The sequence below is a fragment of the Maritalea myrionectae DSM 19524 genome, assembly GCF_000423365.1.
In the GTDB taxonomy this organism is placed as follows: domain Bacteria; phylum Pseudomonadota; class Alphaproteobacteria; order Rhizobiales; family Devosiaceae; genus Maritalea; species Maritalea myrionectae.
In genome coordinates, this window is sequence record NZ_AUHV01000003.1 from 969,261 (window position 1) to 984,410 (window position 15,150).

Below are 15,150 nucleotides of genomic sequence, written 5' to 3' on the forward strand. Positions count from 1 at the left end.
CTACTCGCTTGGTTGAAACCCAAATTCAGCAAGAAGCCTATGGCCTTCATCGCTTTGGATAAAGGCCAAAAACGTCGCGATGTCCGCATTGTCTGGTGCATAGTTCACCGCCCAATAGCGAATGGGCGGATGCGTATCCGCCGAAAAACGATAGGCAATATCAAGATCCAGCGCTTTTGCGTCGGACGCGTAGACCACGCCAAACGCAGCCGCGCCGCTTTGCACAAACCGCGCCGCGCTGCGCACATTCTGTGCCGCCGCAATATGTGGCGACAAGGCCGTCCAAAGCGCTAAATGTTCAAGCGCCGCCTTGGCATAAATCCCAGCGGGCACATGGTTCGGGTCGGCCATCGCCAACCGTTCCGTGCCCAGCAATTGCGGCAAAGCATCAATCGCGACAGCGCCCTTTTGGTAACTCACCAACACCAGTTCGTTGGCAAATAGCGGGGTCAGCAATTGATCCATCGCCACATGGTCGGCCCATTGCTGATTGGCAGAGATAAAGAGATCAGCCGGGGCCCCCGCCTCAATCTGGCGCGCCAGCACAGAAGAGCCGCCCGCCACAATTGTCACGTCAACCTCTGCTTCTGTTGCAACCTGTTCTGCAAAATCAATCAGGCTCGACGCGACAAATATTTTGGGGCTGGCTTGGGCACAAAGCGCGCCCAAGCCCAACATCACCATAATAAATGCCGCCACAAAGCGCTTCATTTAGGCGTCGCGCAACCGGGCCGCTGTTGCCGCCAGATTTTTGATATGCTCAAAATCGCCATTGGCAATCGCATCATTGGGCACAACCCAAGAGCCGCCGACACAGATCACGTTGGACAATGACAAATAGTCCCGCGCATTCTGCACGCTCACGCCACCTGTGGGGCAAAACTTCAGATCTGGTAATGGCGATCCAAAGCTCTTCAACAGCTTCGCACCACCGACAGCCTCGGCTGGAAACAGCTTTAAGCGCTGATAACCCAGTTCAGCTGCGGCCATCGCTTCGGTTGCTGTGCTGATGCCCGGCAAAAGCGGCACATCAAACTCCAACGCGTCCTCAAGCAATTTTGGCGGCGCACCGGGCGACACCATAAATTGCGCGCCGGCCTCTATGCTTTTCTCGATGTCAGCTTTTGTGCGCACCGTGCCAGTGCCCACATAGGCGCCATCAACGCTGGCCATTTTCTCCACCACTTTTAGGGCGTTTGGCGTGCGCAAAGTCACTTCCAGCGCGGGCAAGCCGCCCGCCACCAATGCCTTGGCCAAGGGAATCGCTGCATCCACATCATCTAGAATAATGACAGGGATAACGGGGGCAGCGCCCATAATTTCATCGAGTTTTGCAATATTTTGCGCCATATGATCGGGACCTCATTGGGCTGGTTTTCAAGGGACGGAGCCACAATCGTGGCCACTCCCTTTCGATTACCACAAACCAAAGATTGAAATACACCTCAAAAATACCTAAGTTCCACCCAACTTTGCTGCTGAAAGGGCGAAAGATGGTACAATTGATCAATGCGTTGACCCCACTGGATGAGGCGCGCGCAATCTTGAGCAAAGAGTTCGACCTCAAATTCACCAAAGCGGTCGAAAAGGAAACGGCGGACATTTATGAACATGTCAAAGACCGGATTCCCGAAATTGAATGGCAGTTTTACGCGCCGCTGATCCGCGAGATCAACAAGCTGAAGCGCGAAAAAGATGCGGTGATTCTGGCGCACAACTATCAAACGCCACAAATCTTTCACGGCGTCGCCGATTTTGTGGGCGACAGCTTGCAGCTGGCGATTGAGGCCACCAAGGTAAAGCAGCAAACCATCATTCAGTGCGGTGTGCACTTCATGGCGGAAACCTCAAAGTTGCTGAACCCTGAAAAAACAGTTCTGATTCCAGACAGCCGCGCCGGCTGTTCACTGGCTTCTTCCATCACGCCCGAAGATGTGATGGCCATGCGCGCGCAATATCCTGGTGTGCCTGTGGTGACCTATGTGAACACGTCAGCAGCCGTGAAAGCGGTGACTGACATTTGCTGCACCTCCTCCAATGCGCTCGACATTGTTGAAGGGTTGGACAGCGACACCGTGATGATGATCCCGGATCAGTTTTTGGCGCAGAACACCGCCAAGAAGACCAAAAAGAAAATCATTACCTGGGCCGGGGCATGTGAAGTGCACGAAACCTTCACCGCCAAAGATATCGAAGAATTGCGTCAGGCCTATCCGACCGCAAAAATCATCGCCCACCCCGAATGCCCGACCGAAGTGATTGATGCATGTGATTTCTCCGGCTCCACCTCCGGCATGATCAATTGGGTTAAAACCGAGCGCCCTGCCAATGTGGTGATGGTGACCGAATGTTCCATGTCCGACAATGTGGCAGCGGAAACACCCGGCGTGCAGTTCCTCAAGGGCTGCAACATCTGCCCACACATGAAGCGCATCAATTTGGAAAATGTGCTTTGGTCATTGCACACCGGCACGGAAGAAGTGACCGTTGATCCCGAGATCGCGGAAAAAGCCCGCGGCGCTGTGGAACGCATGATCAATTTTGGCAAAGATAAAAACGCCACAAAGAAATAAATTCAGTTCAATCTGAACAGCAAAAGCCGGGGCATTGCTCCGGCTTTTTTGTGCCGATGCCTTAACCCTTTGCTGTGCCCGACCCGTTAGGCTGCCTCAAACGAAAAAGGACGGGCCATGACATTCTGCTCAACATCCAAGCCGCTTTCGCTTTTTGCAGCCCTGGCGTTGTTTTTCGCATCTCTAAGCGCGCCGCAACAAAGCTTTGCTGGCACTGAATTTGAGGTCGAGGGCAATATTGTGCACATGGATTATGAGATCACCTCGCGCACCTACAATCAGTTTGTGCGCCTGCACCAAAAAAACCCGCAGGTCGATACCATTTTGATGCATGAGATTGATGGCTCCACCGACGACGAGGTGATGATCAAGCTCGGCTATTATTTGCGCAAACATGGCTTCAAAACCATGCTGCATTCCGAATCGGAGATTTATTCCGGTGGCGTGGATTTGTTTCTGGCAGGGGTGGAGCGCACCATGGAACGCGGCGCCATTATTGGCGTTCATTCCTGGAGCGATGGCGAACGCGACGGCGCAGACTACCCCCGTTCTTCGCCCGAACATGATATGAACCGCAACTACATCAAGGCCATGTTGGGGCGGGATGGGTTCTACTGGTTCACCCTTGAGGCCGCACCAGCCGATGATATTCACATCATGAGTGAGGGCGAAATTCGCAAATACCGATTGCTGACAAAACCCATCGGCGCCCGCTAAAGGCGACTAGGCCTTTTTCAAAAACTCAGTTCTAAGCACAATGGTGGATTTGCCAATCCGGCATTCCACTTCGCTGTCCTTATTGGTGGTGCGAATATTTTTAATCGCCGTGCCGCGCTTTAGCGTTTTTGACATGCCCTTCACCTTCAGATCTTTGTTGACCTGAACATTGTCGCCATCTTCAAGGGCTGCCCCGTTACAATCTTTTGCACTCATTAAAAAGCCTCGCTCTAATTAATGGAGCGAGGCTTAAAGCATAAATTCGAAAATGTCGCCGATTAAATTATTCAGGCGCGCCATCTGGCCAAAATTCAGGGTCCCACGACACTTCTACCCCGTAAAAAGGTACGGTGGAGATCGCCATTTTGGCCGACCCATCGGTCACCTGCCGCGAATGCGACAGATAGATCATGGTGTTGTTTTCTCGATCAAAGATGCGGTTCACCACCAGCTTCTTCCAAAGGAACGAGCGACCATGTTTGAACACTTCTTCGCCATCCTGGTCCAGCTCAATATCACCAATCACAATCGGGCCGGTGGCACGACAGGCGATTGAGGAGTTTGACGGATCTTCGAACCAATTACCCTTGGTCAGCCGATCAATCATGCCCCGGTCAAAATAGGCCAAATGACAGGTGATGCCGCTGACTTCACGGTCATGCACCGCTTCGATCACAATATCATTGCCAACCCAGTCGACGCCAATCTTGCCCGCTTCTTCTGCTTGTGCGCCGCCCGCCATCAGGCCGATGGCCGCAAAGCCTGCCATAATCAATCGCTTCATGTCACACTCCATTCAATTCCGTTCCCCCATAGATGGGCACCAAACCCCATATTGCAACCCGCAATGTCAATGGGACGACAAACGTCCAGTAATATCTTTCAACCGCAAGGCTTCCTGATAAAAAATCGGCAACCCAACCACCACTTCAATATAATCAAACACATACATGATGGTGGTGATCTTTTGCCCCGGCGAAATCGTGCTGTTGTCGACAATGAAATAGATCGACCCCAGCAACATGGCAGCCAGCACCACCCACACCAGCGAAAAGTTCACGGTTTCCAAATCCGAAAGCCGCACCCGCCAGCGCATCAAACGCCGGAAATGGCGATCCACTTTGCCCACATCTTGCAAAGCTAAGGTGTCGAGCTGCCGTTCATATTCGTCATTTTGCCCTTTATTGAGCCGCAAATAGGCGCCGCCGCTAATCCAATAAATGGCAACAACCAAAATGAAGGTCACAAAGCACAGCCCCATCACCCGCATATCGATGCCGAACACCACGACCAAAATACCGACAAACATAATGCCCGTGAGAATGAGCGTGGGCAGCGATTGCTCCAAAAACTCGACCAGCTCACCGAGCAGATTGACCCGCGCCACAGTCTTGGACATGGGCAGGTTTTTCGCCTTCTCCCGCGCCACAAGGCTATTGCTCAAATCTCGCTGTATGGCCGAATAGGCGCGCGTATCGTAAAAGCGCCGCGCGCTGCCGATAACAATGAGCGCGACAATTAACACGCCCAACTCAATAAGGCCGGAAAAGCTTTGTCGGTTTAGCGCATCCACCGAACGGCCAATGCACAATGGCAAGAGCAATGTAAGCAGCGCTTCCAACACCAGCAGCGTCCACGTGATCAAGACTTTGGGAAAGTAGGCAGCACCTACCGCGCGCAAGGATAAGCCATTGCGCCAAACGCGTTCAATGTGTGTCATTGTAAATTCCTATATATTCAAAAAACAAAACGAACTGGCCGCCACAAAACCCATGCAACGGCGCAATTCACCACGATCTAATCGAATATATAGTATTCATAGAATGATCATTCTATTAATTTCTAAACTTAGTTAAAATCAACGGGCCAGCGTTCATCAAACCCGATAAAGTGCGGCACGTTGGACCACATCATCTCGCCATCGCCGCCTGATTGATCCGACCTGCCGCCCTCTCAGGCTCGCGGTCCAATCCGCGCGGTGAGGCGTTACACCCTTCCCAACCCAAAACAATGTATGTATCTATACATGCTGATCGTTTTTTTGCGCCTATTGTGAGGTGCCGCAAGGGTATCAACTCGCCTATGACTATTTATGACAATGTATTGAATGCAGAAGGCGCACTTATCGTAGGTGCGGGCCTTGCAGGTTTGTTTTGCGCCCTAAAACTGGCCCCGCGGCCCGTCACTGTTTTGTCGCCAAAACCATTGGGCTTGGGCGCGTCATCGAGTTGGGCCCAGGGCGGCGTGGCCGCCGCAGTGGGCAAAGGCGATAGCGCCGAAGCCCACGCCCGCGACACAGATATTGCAGGCGCTGGCATTGTCGATTTTGAGTTGGCCGAGTCGGTGGCCGCCGAAGCCGCCGAACGCATTGCCGATCTGGCCAAATGGGGCACCCCCTTTGATCGCGACGCGGACGGACAATTTGTGCTGTCAAAAGAAGCCGCCCACTCCGTCAACCGGGTGGTCCGCGTTTCCGGGGATCGGGCGGGCCGCGAAATCATGGCGGCCCTTATTGAAGAAGTGCGCAACACCCCGTCTATTCGCATTGTTGAAGGCATCACGGCAGTCGATCTGGCCCGCGCCGATGGCCGGGTCATTGGTGTCTATGCCCGTAAACTGGGCGACCGTTATGCCGAACCCGTTCTGATCCGCGCCCGTGCCACCGTGTTGGCCGCAGGTGGCTTGGGCGGCCTTTATGCTGTGACCACCAACCCGCCAGGCGTACGTGGCCACGCCATGGGCATGGCAGCCCGCGCAGGCGCTTTGATTGCCGACAGCGAGTTTGTGCAGTTCCACCCCACGGCCATGGCTGTGGGGCAAGACCCGGCGCCCCTGGCGACTGAAGCCTTGCGCGGCGAAGGCGCAATCCTTGTCAATGACAAGGGCGAGCGCTTTATGCTCGACATTCATAAGGATGCTGAATTGGCCCCGCGCGACATTGTCGCCCGCGCCAATTTTCGCCAAATCCAACAAGGCCACAAAGTCTTTTTGGATACACGCGCCGCCCTCGGCACCCGCATCTATGAAGCCTTCCCCACCGTCGCCAACTATTGCAAAGAATCTGGCATTGACCCGGCAACTGATATGATCCCGGTCACCCCGGCAGCCCATTTCCATATGGGTGGCGTGAAGGTGGATGATCGCGGCCGCTCGTCTCTGGCGGGTCTTTGGGTGTGTGGCGAAGCCTCGTGCACTGGCCTGCATGGGGCCAACCGCTTGGCCTCCAACTCGCTGCTGGAAGCGGTGGTGTTCGGTGCGCGAATAGCAGAAGATATTTCTGGCCTTGAACCAATTAACAAGAGCCTGCCCCCCTATCTCGGCATTGAGTGGGATGAAGAAAAGGGCCAGGAAGCGGAGCGCATATTGCGTAATCTTACAGCCGTGCAACAATTGCGTCACATCATGACCAATCATGTCGGCGTAGAGCGCTCAGAACAAAGTTTGAAAACTGCGCTGCGGGAAATTCGTGAGCTTGAAGAAAATGCCCGCGACGTCACCCGATCATATTTAAACATGACCACATCGGCCACTTTGGTGGCTGCAGCCGCATTGCAGCGCACGGAAAGCCGCGGCGGACATTATCGCTCTGACTATCCTGAAAAGAACCCCAAGTTCAAAGACCACACCACGCTCACCATCACCGAAGCGCTAAAAATAAGGGACGCTTGCTAAACAAGCGCCCCTCCCAATTTCATCATAAAATCTTTAGCCGCGCTAAACGCTTGGGTCTTGTGCAGCCAGCTTTTTGATCTGCGCTTCCCGATGGGCCCGTTCCGCCATCAGCTTTTTCTGATAACGGCCCTGCACAACATCCACGGCCACCATCACAAACAGCACGAAATAGAAGGTTGATTTGGCCATCGGCACAATCTCATAGCCAAACAATCTCAGATGCGCCAAATGCCCGCCTTCGGAAATCAGCAAGATACCGACAAGCAACAGGATGAAGAGGCCGAGCACTTGGTACATGCGGTTGCGATCTAAAAATTCCGCCACATAGTCGGCCAAAACGATCATCAACACGCCAGACCCGACAATGGCCACCGCCATCACCCAAAACACGTCTGTCAACGCGATGGACGACAATACACTATCAAATGAAAACACCGCATTCATCGCGACAATCCAGAAGATGGTGGCCGCAACTGAACGCGTTTTTTTGTGTTTATCCTGGTCATGCAAATCATGCACCGAGATCAAATGATAAATCTCTTGAATGGCGGTATACATAATAAAGCCGCCACCTATCAGCACGATAAAGGCGTGCACATTCATTTCAGTTTCGATAAAGCCGGGCAGTTCAATCGCAAAAAATGGCGCTTGAAAAAGCTCAATCATCCGCACCAGCAAAAACAGCAGCACAATCCGAAGGGCAATGGCAATGCCAATGCCGACCCGGCGCACATAGGCCTGCTTTTCTTTCACCACCTGTTTGGATTCAAGCGAGATATATAAAAGATTGTCGAACCCCAGAACCGCTTGCAACGCAATCAGCATGGCAAGGGTGAACCAGTTTTCAAGCGAGAGGAAACTTTCCATGTGCAGTGCCCAACTTCATCAATTTTCGTTCAGGGTTTTCGCCAACTTAGCCTAGCGGTCTGAAAGTGCAAGCTTTAGGCCCAAAAATCCAAACGTGCCGGCAAAGCCACGGCGCAACCAAACCAGCACACTGGGCCGCGACAAAACAAAGTCCCGTGTTAGCGCCGCGCACGCGCCATAAGCGACAAAAACCACAAAGGTCATTGCCATAAACACGGCTGCCAAACTCAGCATAAGCGGTGTTGGATTGACGACAGACGCCGGCACAAACTGCGGCAGAAAGGCAAGGAAAAACAACGACAATTTGGGGTTCAAAACATTCAGCAATGCCCCATCGCGAATGGTTTTATATGTACTTTTTACATCCGGCGCTTTTTCAACATCCAGCGCCCCGCCTTCGCGTAAAATGCCCCAGGCCATATAGAATAAATAGGCTACACCCGCATATTTGATCACTTGGAAGGCCAGCGCGCTGGTGTGCAAAATGGCAGCCAACCCAACCACACTCGCCAAGGCGGCGGGCACGATCCCAAGCGTACAACCTACCGCAGCCATAACGCTCATCTTAAAGCCGCGAGAAAGGCCGATGGCCAATGTGTAAAGCACGCCAGTGCCCGGCAAAATCACTACAACCAATGAAGTCAGAAAAAATTCCAAAGTCATAATATCTCTTTTCGTATCTCAAAAAAATCGCTACTCGGCATCGAGCAAATATGTAGCCAAGGCTTTCATATCTTCGTCGGTCCAATGCGTCAGCGATTCATTGACCACTTCGCCCATCGTGCCGCCAAGCGTATCAAACTCTGGCGTAAAACCACCCGTAAGTGCATCAATCAGCGTCGCCTCGTCCCACCCTTCAGCTTTCAAGCTCGCCGCATCAATGGGTGGCACAAAGGCCCCGCCGGTGCCACCGCGCACGCCTTTGAACAGCTGTGTTACATCAGATGCCCCCAGCATATTGCGGGGCGTATGGCAGGCGCCGCAGTGCGCCGGGCCGTTGGCCAAATAGGCACCGCGATTCCAAAGCGCTGATTTATCCGCATTTGGCGCAAAGCGCTGTGGCGTGAGGAACAAGTTCTTCCATCCCAGCATCGCCAGGCGAATATTGAACGGAAAGCCCACATTATGATCGGGCGCTTTTTCAGCAATCGGGGCAGTCGCCATCATCGCCGCATAAAGATCGACAATGTCCTGATCGCTCATCAGGGTGTAATTGTCATACGGAAATGCAGGGTAATAATGTTTGCCATTGGGGCCTTCACCCACACTCATGGCGCGCGAAAATTCTTCAAGGCTCCACTTGCCAATGCCCGCGTCTGGATCGGAAGTGATGTTAGGCGGCACAAAATCACCAAACGGCGTTTTCAACGGGGCACCACCAGCCAATGTGGCCCCATTATTTTTAAGGTCCGTGTGGCACGCCACACATCCCCCAAGCCGCATGACATAATTGCCCCGGGCCACGTCAGCCGTCAGACTCAAATCGCGCTCAGGGCCGTCTATCGGTCGCAAAAAGTAGAAAGCGGCAGCACCGCCGACAACTATGCCAAGTACAATGATGACCGCCAGCAATCGCCGCATGGTTCAATCTCCTCGGATCCCTATCAGGTTAAACTATCCCGGTGTCCCTTGCGAATGTCAATCAAATCAAAAGGCCGCCCCAAGGGACGGCCTTTCAACAATTCTTGATCTTTTATCCCCAGCTTACGAGAACAAAAGATTAGGCAACCAGGTGACCAATGAGGGGAAGGTCCACAACAAGGCCAACGCCAGAACTTGGATCGCGATAAAGGGCAACACGCCAGCATAAAGATCGCTGGTTTTAAACCCTTTGGGCGCGACCCCGCGCAAATAGAACAGCGCAAAGCCGAACGGCGGGGTCAAGAAGCTGGTTTGCAGGTTAATCGCGATCATCACACCCAACCACAATGGATCATAGCCCAGCGCAATCAGGATCGGACCAACAATTGGGACCACCACATAGATGATTTCGATGAAGTCGAGGAAGAAGCCCAAAAAGAACATCAACAACATCACCAAGAGCAACGCGGAGAAAGCCCCACCCGGCAAGTGACGCAAGAACTCGGCGATCACATCATCACCACCAAAGCCTTTAAACACTGTGGAGAACAAGCCCGCGCCGATAATGATCAAAAAGACCATGGACGACACTTTTACCGTCTCCAACCCAACATCGCGGAAAAGCTTCAGATTTAGCTTCTTCGCTTGTAGGGCGAGCAACATGGCGCCGATCGCGCCCACAGCTGCAGATTCTGTTGGCGTTGCAATGCCGGCCAAAATTGAGCCAAGCACCAGAACGATCAAAATAAGCGGCGGCAACACAGCCCGAAGCAGGGTGCCCAAGGTCGGCGCATGAATGCTCTCATCCTTCATGGACGGCACATCATTCGGGCGGATAAGGGTGAGAATAAACACCCAGCCCAAATAAAGCCCAACCAGCAAAAGCCCCGGCACCAAAGCGCCCGCAAAAAGGTCAATCGCGGTCACCGGATCGGGCGCCAAATTGCCGGTCATCGCCGCGGCTTCTTCATTTACCCCTTGCAAGATGCTGGCCAACAACACCAACACAATAGAGGGCGGAATGATTTGGCCCAACGTGCCCGACGCACAAATAATACCCGACGCCACTTTTGGATTGTAGCCAGCTTTCAACATCACTGGCAGGCTCATCAAGCCCATGGTCACAACGGTTGCGCCCACAATGCCGGTGGAGGCCGCAAGCAACGCGCCCACAATCACCACTGAGTAGCCAAGACCGCCGCGCATCTTTCCGAATAGCTGACCCATGCTCTCCAGCAACTGTCCGGCAATATCCGATCGTTGCAGCACAACACCCATATAAACGAACAGCGGCACCGCCACCAAAGGTTCGTTTTTCATGGTTGAGAAAATGCGGGTTGGCGAAAGGTTCAAAAACGCAAAGCGAAATAGATCAAGCTGGTCACCAATAAAGGCGAACAAGATTGCAGATCCAGCCAATGAAAGAGCCACAGGGAAGCCCAGAATAAGGATCACAATGGTGACCCCGAACATGATAAAAGCGAGGAGCTCTGGGGTCATGTCATTACCTCTTCATCATCGCCAACCAGTCCAACAGTTTCACCTGTGATCATGCGGTCAATCGCGCGCAAGCTCATCGAAATCAGCTGCAAACCAAACAAAAGCGCCATTGCTGGGATTACCCCTTTAAGAATGAATAGATTGGGAAGTCCGCCCACTTCAGCGCTGCCTTCCATGCGGGAAATTGAGCGGTCAAAAAAGTCAAAGCCGCGCCAATAGATCAACCACAAGACCGGGAAACCGAAGCAAATGGAGCCCAATATATTGATGATGTCTTTATAGCGATCGGACGCACCAGCATAAATCAGATCGATGCGCACATGCCCATTATGCAAAAGCGTGTAACCCGCCCCCAGCATAAAGATGAACGCATGCATCCAGATGTAGCTTTCTTGCATCCAGACTTCGCCGATGGAAAACACATAGCGCAGCACCACGACCAAAAACACATTGAGCACAAGCGCCAAGGCGGTCCACGCCATGATATGGCCGATCACCATGTTCAATCGATCAATACCGTTGGCCACTTTGCGGCGCACATCCTTGTCCGCGATAAAAACCAACAGCGCCAGAATGCCGCCCACAAGGGCATGGATTTTGGCGTGTGTGCCGGCGCGATCTTGGAACCCCAAGCCGACGGCAGCGCCGATGGCATAACATGCCGCCAGCACCAAAATCGTTCGCACATAAACGTTAGAAATTGCGCTGCAGACAGGGGCCCACCCCTTCTGCAAAGCGTTCACTAGGCCAGACATTTAACGTCCCCCCGCTCCTAGATACAAAAAAGCCGCCGACCTTGGCCGACGGCTTTCTTAAGCTTGTAATTATATAGCTTCGAACTTCGCTGAAGTCCGTGCATTCATAAACTTACCTTCAGAAATGCCTGACCACTCAACCATGGTACGACGCCATTCAATCAGTGAGTTGTAAAGCTCAGAAGCTTCAGGAGAAACGCTTGCGCGATCACGCACAACTTCTGCAGTCCGCTCACCAATCGCTTGCAGCAATTCGTCAGAATATGGACGCAAGTTCACACCATTTTCATTAACCAATTTCTGCAATGACGCATTGTTCACAGCTTGGAAGCGAGACAAGATCCAAAGGTTGGTTGATGCAGCCGCACGCTCAACAATACCGCGTGTCTGATCATCCAAAGCTTCCCATGCCTGCATGTCGAAGAATGAATCGAGCACAGTGGCAGGCTCGTGCCAGCCAGGATAGTAGTAGTTGTTTACAACTTTAAAGAAGCCAGCGCCCAAGTCAGCCGCAGGGCCAATCCACTCGGTGCCGTCAATCGCGCCTGATGTCAACGCAGGCAACACTTCGTTACCTGGCAACAACACAACGTTCACGCCGAATGTTTTCAAAACTTCGCCGCCAAGACCAGGCATGCGGAATTTCAAGCCGTCCAAATCATCAACGGTGTTGATTTCTTTGGCGTACCAGCCACCCATTTGGTTACCAGTGTTGCCCATTGGCAAGAACTTCACGCCAAGTGGGTTATAGCTCAAACGGTCAGCCATTTCGATGCCGCCGCCATAGTAGAACCATGCATTTTGCTCTTGAGCGTTCAGGCCATAAGGCATCGCCGCTACGAAAGAGATGCTGTCAGATTTGCCTTCCCAATAGTAAGGTGCGCCAAAGCCCATCTGTGCTGTACCTGATTGCACAGCGTCCAAAGCTTCAAGGCCACCAACAAGCTCACCAGAGTGATATGTTTTAATGGTCAACTTGCCGTCAGACATGGTGGCCACGTCCGCTGCAAACTTGTCCAAAGCCGCGCCCAAGAGGCCCGCTTTACCGAATGCAGAAACAGCAATCCATTCCATATTACCTTGCGAAAGCGCAGGTGTTGCCAATGTGGCCGCCCCAGCGGCGCCAACAGCGCTCACACCAGCTTTTTTGAAAAACTCGCGTCTTTTCATTGAATTCCTCCCAAAATGAACTTGGCCCTTTTAATGGATCTCACCAAAAGCGGCCCGCAAACTATAGACCGAACCAGCATCATGCGTAAACTGGTACAAATGTCCATGCATCTTTGTACGGCAAACTAAGGCTTTGAACACGCCTAACTTATGCTAAATTACCCATTACTACGGATGCGGCAGAAAAGATGGCTCGACATTTCGGCGAAGGTTACAAAATGCTGTCATACATGAACTTCAGACAAAAAATCCTCGCGCTCGCGACCCTGCCGCTTATTCTGGCCATTCTTGCCATCACCAGTTTGGTGACATGGCAATCCAGTGAGCTATCGAAGCAAGGCATCACCGCATTTGAACAATCCATGCTCGAGGCAAAAGAAGAAGAGCTTAAGAACTATATCGAGTTGGCGATCACCGCCATCGCCCCCTATTATGAAACGGCGGGCGCCAGCGACCCGACCGCAAAGCAACAAGTCATCCGCATTTTGCAAACCTTGGAATTTGGTGAAGATGGCTATTTCTATGTCTATCACTATGACGGCACTAACATTGTCCACCCGCGGCAACCCTTCCGCATCGGCGAGAACTGGGCCAACCACCCCGACGTCGCCGCCCTGATCGAAGCGGCAAAAAATGGCGGCGGGTTCCACCGCTATGTATGGGAAAAGCCGTCCTCGAACGAACGGTCTGACAAAATCGGCTATGCGGTCGGCCTGGACAAATGGCAATGGATGTTGGGCACCGGCGCATATATTGATGATATTTTGGCGCAAACCGCTGCGGCCAACCAAAGCCTGAGTGACCGGGTCAACCAAACCTTTTTCTGGGTGGCGTTGATCACCGTCCCCGCGGTATTCGCTGTTTTCGGCACGGGCATCGTGCTCAATCTGCGGGAGCGCCGCATGGCGGACTCCAAACTAAAGGAATTGACCCAGCGCATCGTGGATACGCAGGAAGAGGAGCGCACCCGCATCGCCCGCGAACTGCATGATGGCATTTCGCAAAACATGGTCGGTGTGCGCTACGTGTTGGATCTGGCGCAACGGCAAGCCAAAAAGGGCACACAAAACGCCCTCGCCTCGATTGAACATGGTGCCGAAGCACTGAACGCGGCCATCAAAGAAGTGCGTCGAATTTCCCACGATTTGCGCCCGGGCATCCTCGATGATTTGGGCCTCACGGCCGCTTTGGAAGCGCTAACCGGCAATTTCGCCGAGCGCACCAAAATCGACGTCGAGCTCAAAAGCGTGGCCTTTAAAAACTTGCTGCCCACGGACGCGAAAACCGCTGTCTATCGTGTGGCGCAAGAAGCCCTCAACAATATCGAACGTCATTCCCGCGCCACCCACGTTTTGCTGCAGCTTAAAAGCACCAAGGATGGGTTGGAAATGCACATCACCGACAATGGCTGCGGCTTTTCCAACCTGCTGGAAGCCAAACGCAAATCCTCGCGCGATGCGCCCCCCATGCGCTCGGGCCTTGGCTTGCGCAACATGCAAGAACGCATGGAGCATTTTGGCGGCACCCTTGAGATAAAAACCGCCAATACGGGCACGCATTTGATTGCCAAATTGCCATCATCCATTTATCTCACCCATGAGAAAGAGCATGAAAAAGATGTGGCTCAAGCCGATCTCAAGGAAGCAACAAGTGCATAGACGGGTAATTCGATGAGCCGATCCACTCCCATTAAGATCATATTGATTGACGACCATCCGTTGGTTTTGGAAGGCATCCGTTCCGTGCTGGAAACATTTGGCCATATTGAAGTGTTGGGCGCCGCCCCGTCCGCTAAAGAGGGCCTCAAAATCGCACTCGCGGGCAAACCTGATGTGGTGTTGATGGACATCAACATGCCGGAAATGAATGGCATCGACGCTATCGAAGTGTTTAAAGAACAATTGCCCCACACTCGGCTTTTGATGCTCTCCATGCACGACAGTCGGGAATATATCTCCACTTCCACCATGTATGGCGCGTCCGGCTATCTGCTCAAAGATGTCTCTACTGATGAGATCGTCCACGCCATCGAAAAAGTCGCATCGGGCGGCACCTATTTTTCCACCGGCGCGGCGCAGGCCCTAATGGCCGACAAACCCAAGTCAGATATCGAAACGCCGCTCACCACCCGTGAGCAGGCCGTCTTGCTGTTGGTGGCCGAAGGCGTCTCCAATCGCGAAGTGGCAGAAAAGCTCGAGATATCCGTGCGCACCGTGGAAACCCACCGCAAAAACATCAAGAAAAAACTGGGCATCTCCACCACGGCGGGCCTCACCAAATATGCCATCTCCAATGGCCTGATTGGCTAAAGCGCC

Annotated in this window: 16 protein-coding genes; 5 read left to right on the forward strand and 11 right to left on the reverse strand. The window is 52.9% G+C overall.

The window, feature by feature from the left end; all coding sequences use genetic code 11:
• Positions 1-711: a molybdate ABC transporter substrate-binding protein gene (gene modA, locus G549_RS0110940; protein WP_027835061.1), complete on the reverse strand. Its 711-nt coding sequence runs from the start codon at positions 709-711 to the stop codon at positions 1-3.
• On the reverse strand, positions 712-1,350 hold the full coding sequence (gene eda, locus G549_RS0110945) for a bifunctional 4-hydroxy-2-oxoglutarate aldolase/2-dehydro-3-deoxy-phosphogluconate aldolase (protein ID WP_027835062.1): 639 nt from the start codon (positions 1,348-1,350) through the stop codon (positions 712-714).
• A gap of 143 nt (positions 1,351-1,493) precedes the next feature.
• On the opposite strand from eda, the gene nadA reads away from it, so the two are divergent.
• Complete coding sequence (gene nadA / locus G549_RS0110950; RefSeq protein ID WP_051213634.1) at positions 1,494-2,573, forward strand: quinolinate synthase NadA; 1,080 nt, start codon at positions 1,494-1,496, stop codon at positions 2,571-2,573.
• A gap of 117 nt (positions 2,574-2,690) precedes the next feature.
• The gene (locus tag G549_RS19985) at positions 2,691-3,290 is read left to right on the forward strand and encodes a hypothetical protein (protein ID WP_051213635.1); all 600 of its coding nucleotides are present in this window, start codon (positions 2,691-2,693) and stop codon (positions 3,288-3,290) included.
• Positions 3,291-3,296: 6 nt separating this feature from the next.
• Here the strand turns inward: G549_RS19985 and G549_RS0110960 are convergent, their stop codons facing one another.
• The 3 genes from G549_RS0110960 to G549_RS0110970 all read right to left on the reverse strand — a co-directional run bounded on the left by G549_RS0110960 (position 3,297) and on the right by G549_RS0110970 (position 5,010).
• Positions 3,297-3,506, reverse strand: coding sequence for an alkylphosphonate utilization protein (locus G549_RS0110960; protein ID WP_027835064.1), 210 nt, complete (start codon positions 3,504-3,506; stop codon positions 3,297-3,299).
• Positions 3,507-3,573: 67 nt separating this feature from the next.
• A complete protein-coding gene (locus tag G549_RS0110965; protein ID WP_027835065.1) occupies positions 3,574-4,074 on the reverse strand; it encodes a CreA family protein in 501 nt (166 codons plus the stop codon).
• A gap of 66 nt (positions 4,075-4,140) precedes the next feature.
• Entirely contained in the window at positions 4,141-5,010 is an 870-nt protein-coding gene (locus G549_RS0110970; protein ID WP_027835066.1) for an ABC transporter six-transmembrane domain-containing protein, read from the reverse strand.
• 362 nt (positions 5,011-5,372) lie between these two features.
• Here G549_RS0110970 and G549_RS0110975 point away from each other — a divergent pair, with 362 nt between their 5' ends.
• Complete coding sequence (locus G549_RS0110975; RefSeq protein WP_027835067.1) at positions 5,373-6,962, forward strand: L-aspartate oxidase; 1,590 nt, start codon at positions 5,373-5,375, stop codon at positions 6,960-6,962.
• Between the two features lie 42 nt (positions 6,963-7,004).
• Here G549_RS0110975 and G549_RS0110980 read toward each other — a convergent pair whose 3' ends face one another.
• From G549_RS0110980 to G549_RS0111005, 6 genes are all read right to left on the reverse strand, one after another.
• A complete protein-coding gene (locus G549_RS0110980; RefSeq protein WP_027835068.1) occupies positions 7,005-7,829 on the reverse strand; it encodes a TerC family protein in 825 nt (274 codons plus the stop codon).
• 51 nt (positions 7,830-7,880) lie between these two features.
• A complete protein-coding gene (locus G549_RS0110985; RefSeq protein WP_027835069.1) occupies positions 7,881-8,492 on the reverse strand; it encodes a LysE family translocator in 612 nt (203 codons plus the stop codon).
• A 30-nt stretch (positions 8,493-8,522) separates the two neighbouring features.
• Positions 8,523-9,410: a c-type cytochrome gene (locus G549_RS0110990; protein WP_027835070.1), complete on the reverse strand. Its 888-nt coding sequence runs from the start codon at positions 9,408-9,410 to the stop codon at positions 8,523-8,525.
• A gap of 123 nt (positions 9,411-9,533) precedes the next feature.
• Positions 9,534-10,910: a TRAP transporter large permease gene (locus G549_RS0110995; protein WP_027835071.1), complete on the reverse strand. Its 1,377-nt coding sequence runs from the start codon at positions 10,908-10,910 to the stop codon at positions 9,534-9,536.
• Entirely contained in the window at positions 10,907-11,665 is a 759-nt protein-coding gene (locus G549_RS0111000) for a TRAP transporter small permease subunit (RefSeq protein WP_084634124.1), read from the reverse strand. The genes G549_RS0110995 and G549_RS0111000 overlap by 4 nt, the downstream gene beginning before the upstream one ends.
• Before the next feature lie 69 nt (positions 11,666-11,734).
• A complete protein-coding gene (locus G549_RS0111005) occupies positions 11,735-12,835 on the reverse strand; it encodes a TRAP transporter substrate-binding protein (protein ID WP_027835073.1) in 1,101 nt (366 codons plus the stop codon).
• 230 nt (positions 12,836-13,065) lie between these two features.
• Between G549_RS0111005 and G549_RS0111010 the strand changes: the two genes are divergently transcribed.
• Complete coding sequence (locus G549_RS0111010; protein ID WP_027835074.1) at positions 13,066-14,493, forward strand: cache domain-containing protein; 1,428 nt, start codon at positions 13,066-13,068, stop codon at positions 14,491-14,493.
• A gap of 12 nt (positions 14,494-14,505) precedes the next feature.
• Positions 14,506-15,144, forward strand: coding sequence for a two-component system response regulator MctR (gene mctR / locus G549_RS0111015; RefSeq protein ID WP_027835075.1), 639 nt, complete (start codon positions 14,506-14,508; stop codon positions 15,142-15,144).
• Positions 15,145-15,150: the final 6 nt, after the last annotated feature.

What these genes read in the sequence shown, in the direction of transcription:
- nadA (WP_051213634.1), top strand. Translation starts at nt 1,494, where the DNA reads ATGGTACAATTGATCAATGCGTTGACCCCACTGGATGAGGCGCGCGCA.
- G549_RS0111000 (WP_084634124.1), bottom strand. Translation starts at nt 11,665, where the DNA reads ATGTCTGGCCTAGTGAACGCTTTGCAGAAGGGGTGGGCCCCTGTCTGC.
- G549_RS0110975 (WP_027835067.1), top strand. Translation starts at nt 5,373, where the DNA reads ATGACTATTTATGACAATGTATTGAATGCAGAAGGCGCACTTATCGTA.
- mctR (WP_027835075.1), top strand. Translation starts at nt 14,506, where the DNA reads ATGAGCCGATCCACTCCCATTAAGATCATATTGATTGACGACCATCCG.
- G549_RS0110995 (WP_027835071.1), bottom strand. Translation starts at nt 10,910, where the DNA reads ATGACCCCAGAGCTCCTCGCTTTTATCATGTTCGGGGTCACCATTGTG.
- G549_RS0110985 (WP_027835069.1), bottom strand. Translation starts at nt 8,492, where the DNA reads ATGACTTTGGAATTTTTTCTGACTTCATTGGTTGTAGTGATTTTGCCG.
- G549_RS19985 (WP_051213635.1), top strand. Translation starts at nt 2,691, where the DNA reads ATGACATTCTGCTCAACATCCAAGCCGCTTTCGCTTTTTGCAGCCCTG.
- eda (WP_027835062.1), bottom strand. Translation starts at nt 1,350, where the DNA reads ATGGCGCAAAATATTGCAAAACTCGATGAAATTATGGGCGCTGCCCCC.
- G549_RS0110970 (WP_027835066.1), bottom strand. Translation starts at nt 5,010, where the DNA reads ATGACACACATTGAACGCGTTTGGCGCAATGGCTTATCCTTGCGCGCG.
- G549_RS0110990 (WP_027835070.1), bottom strand. Translation starts at nt 9,410, where the DNA reads ATGCGGCGATTGCTGGCGGTCATCATTGTACTTGGCATAGTTGTCGGC.
- modA (WP_027835061.1), bottom strand. Translation starts at nt 711, where the DNA reads ATGAAGCGCTTTGTGGCGGCATTTATTATGGTGATGTTGGGCTTGGGC.
- G549_RS0110980 (WP_027835068.1), bottom strand. Translation starts at nt 7,829, where the DNA reads ATGGAAAGTTTCCTCTCGCTTGAAAACTGGTTCACCCTTGCCATGCTG.
- G549_RS0110960 (WP_027835064.1), bottom strand. Translation starts at nt 3,506, where the DNA reads ATGAGTGCAAAAGATTGTAACGGGGCAGCCCTTGAAGATGGCGACAAT.
- G549_RS0110965 (WP_027835065.1), bottom strand. Translation starts at nt 4,074, where the DNA reads ATGAAGCGATTGATTATGGCAGGCTTTGCGGCCATCGGCCTGATGGCG.
- G549_RS0111005 (WP_027835073.1), bottom strand. Translation starts at nt 12,835, where the DNA reads ATGAAAAGACGCGAGTTTTTCAAAAAAGCTGGTGTGAGCGCTGTTGGC.
- G549_RS0111010 (WP_027835074.1), top strand. Translation starts at nt 13,066, where the DNA reads ATGAACTTCAGACAAAAAATCCTCGCGCTCGCGACCCTGCCGCTTATT.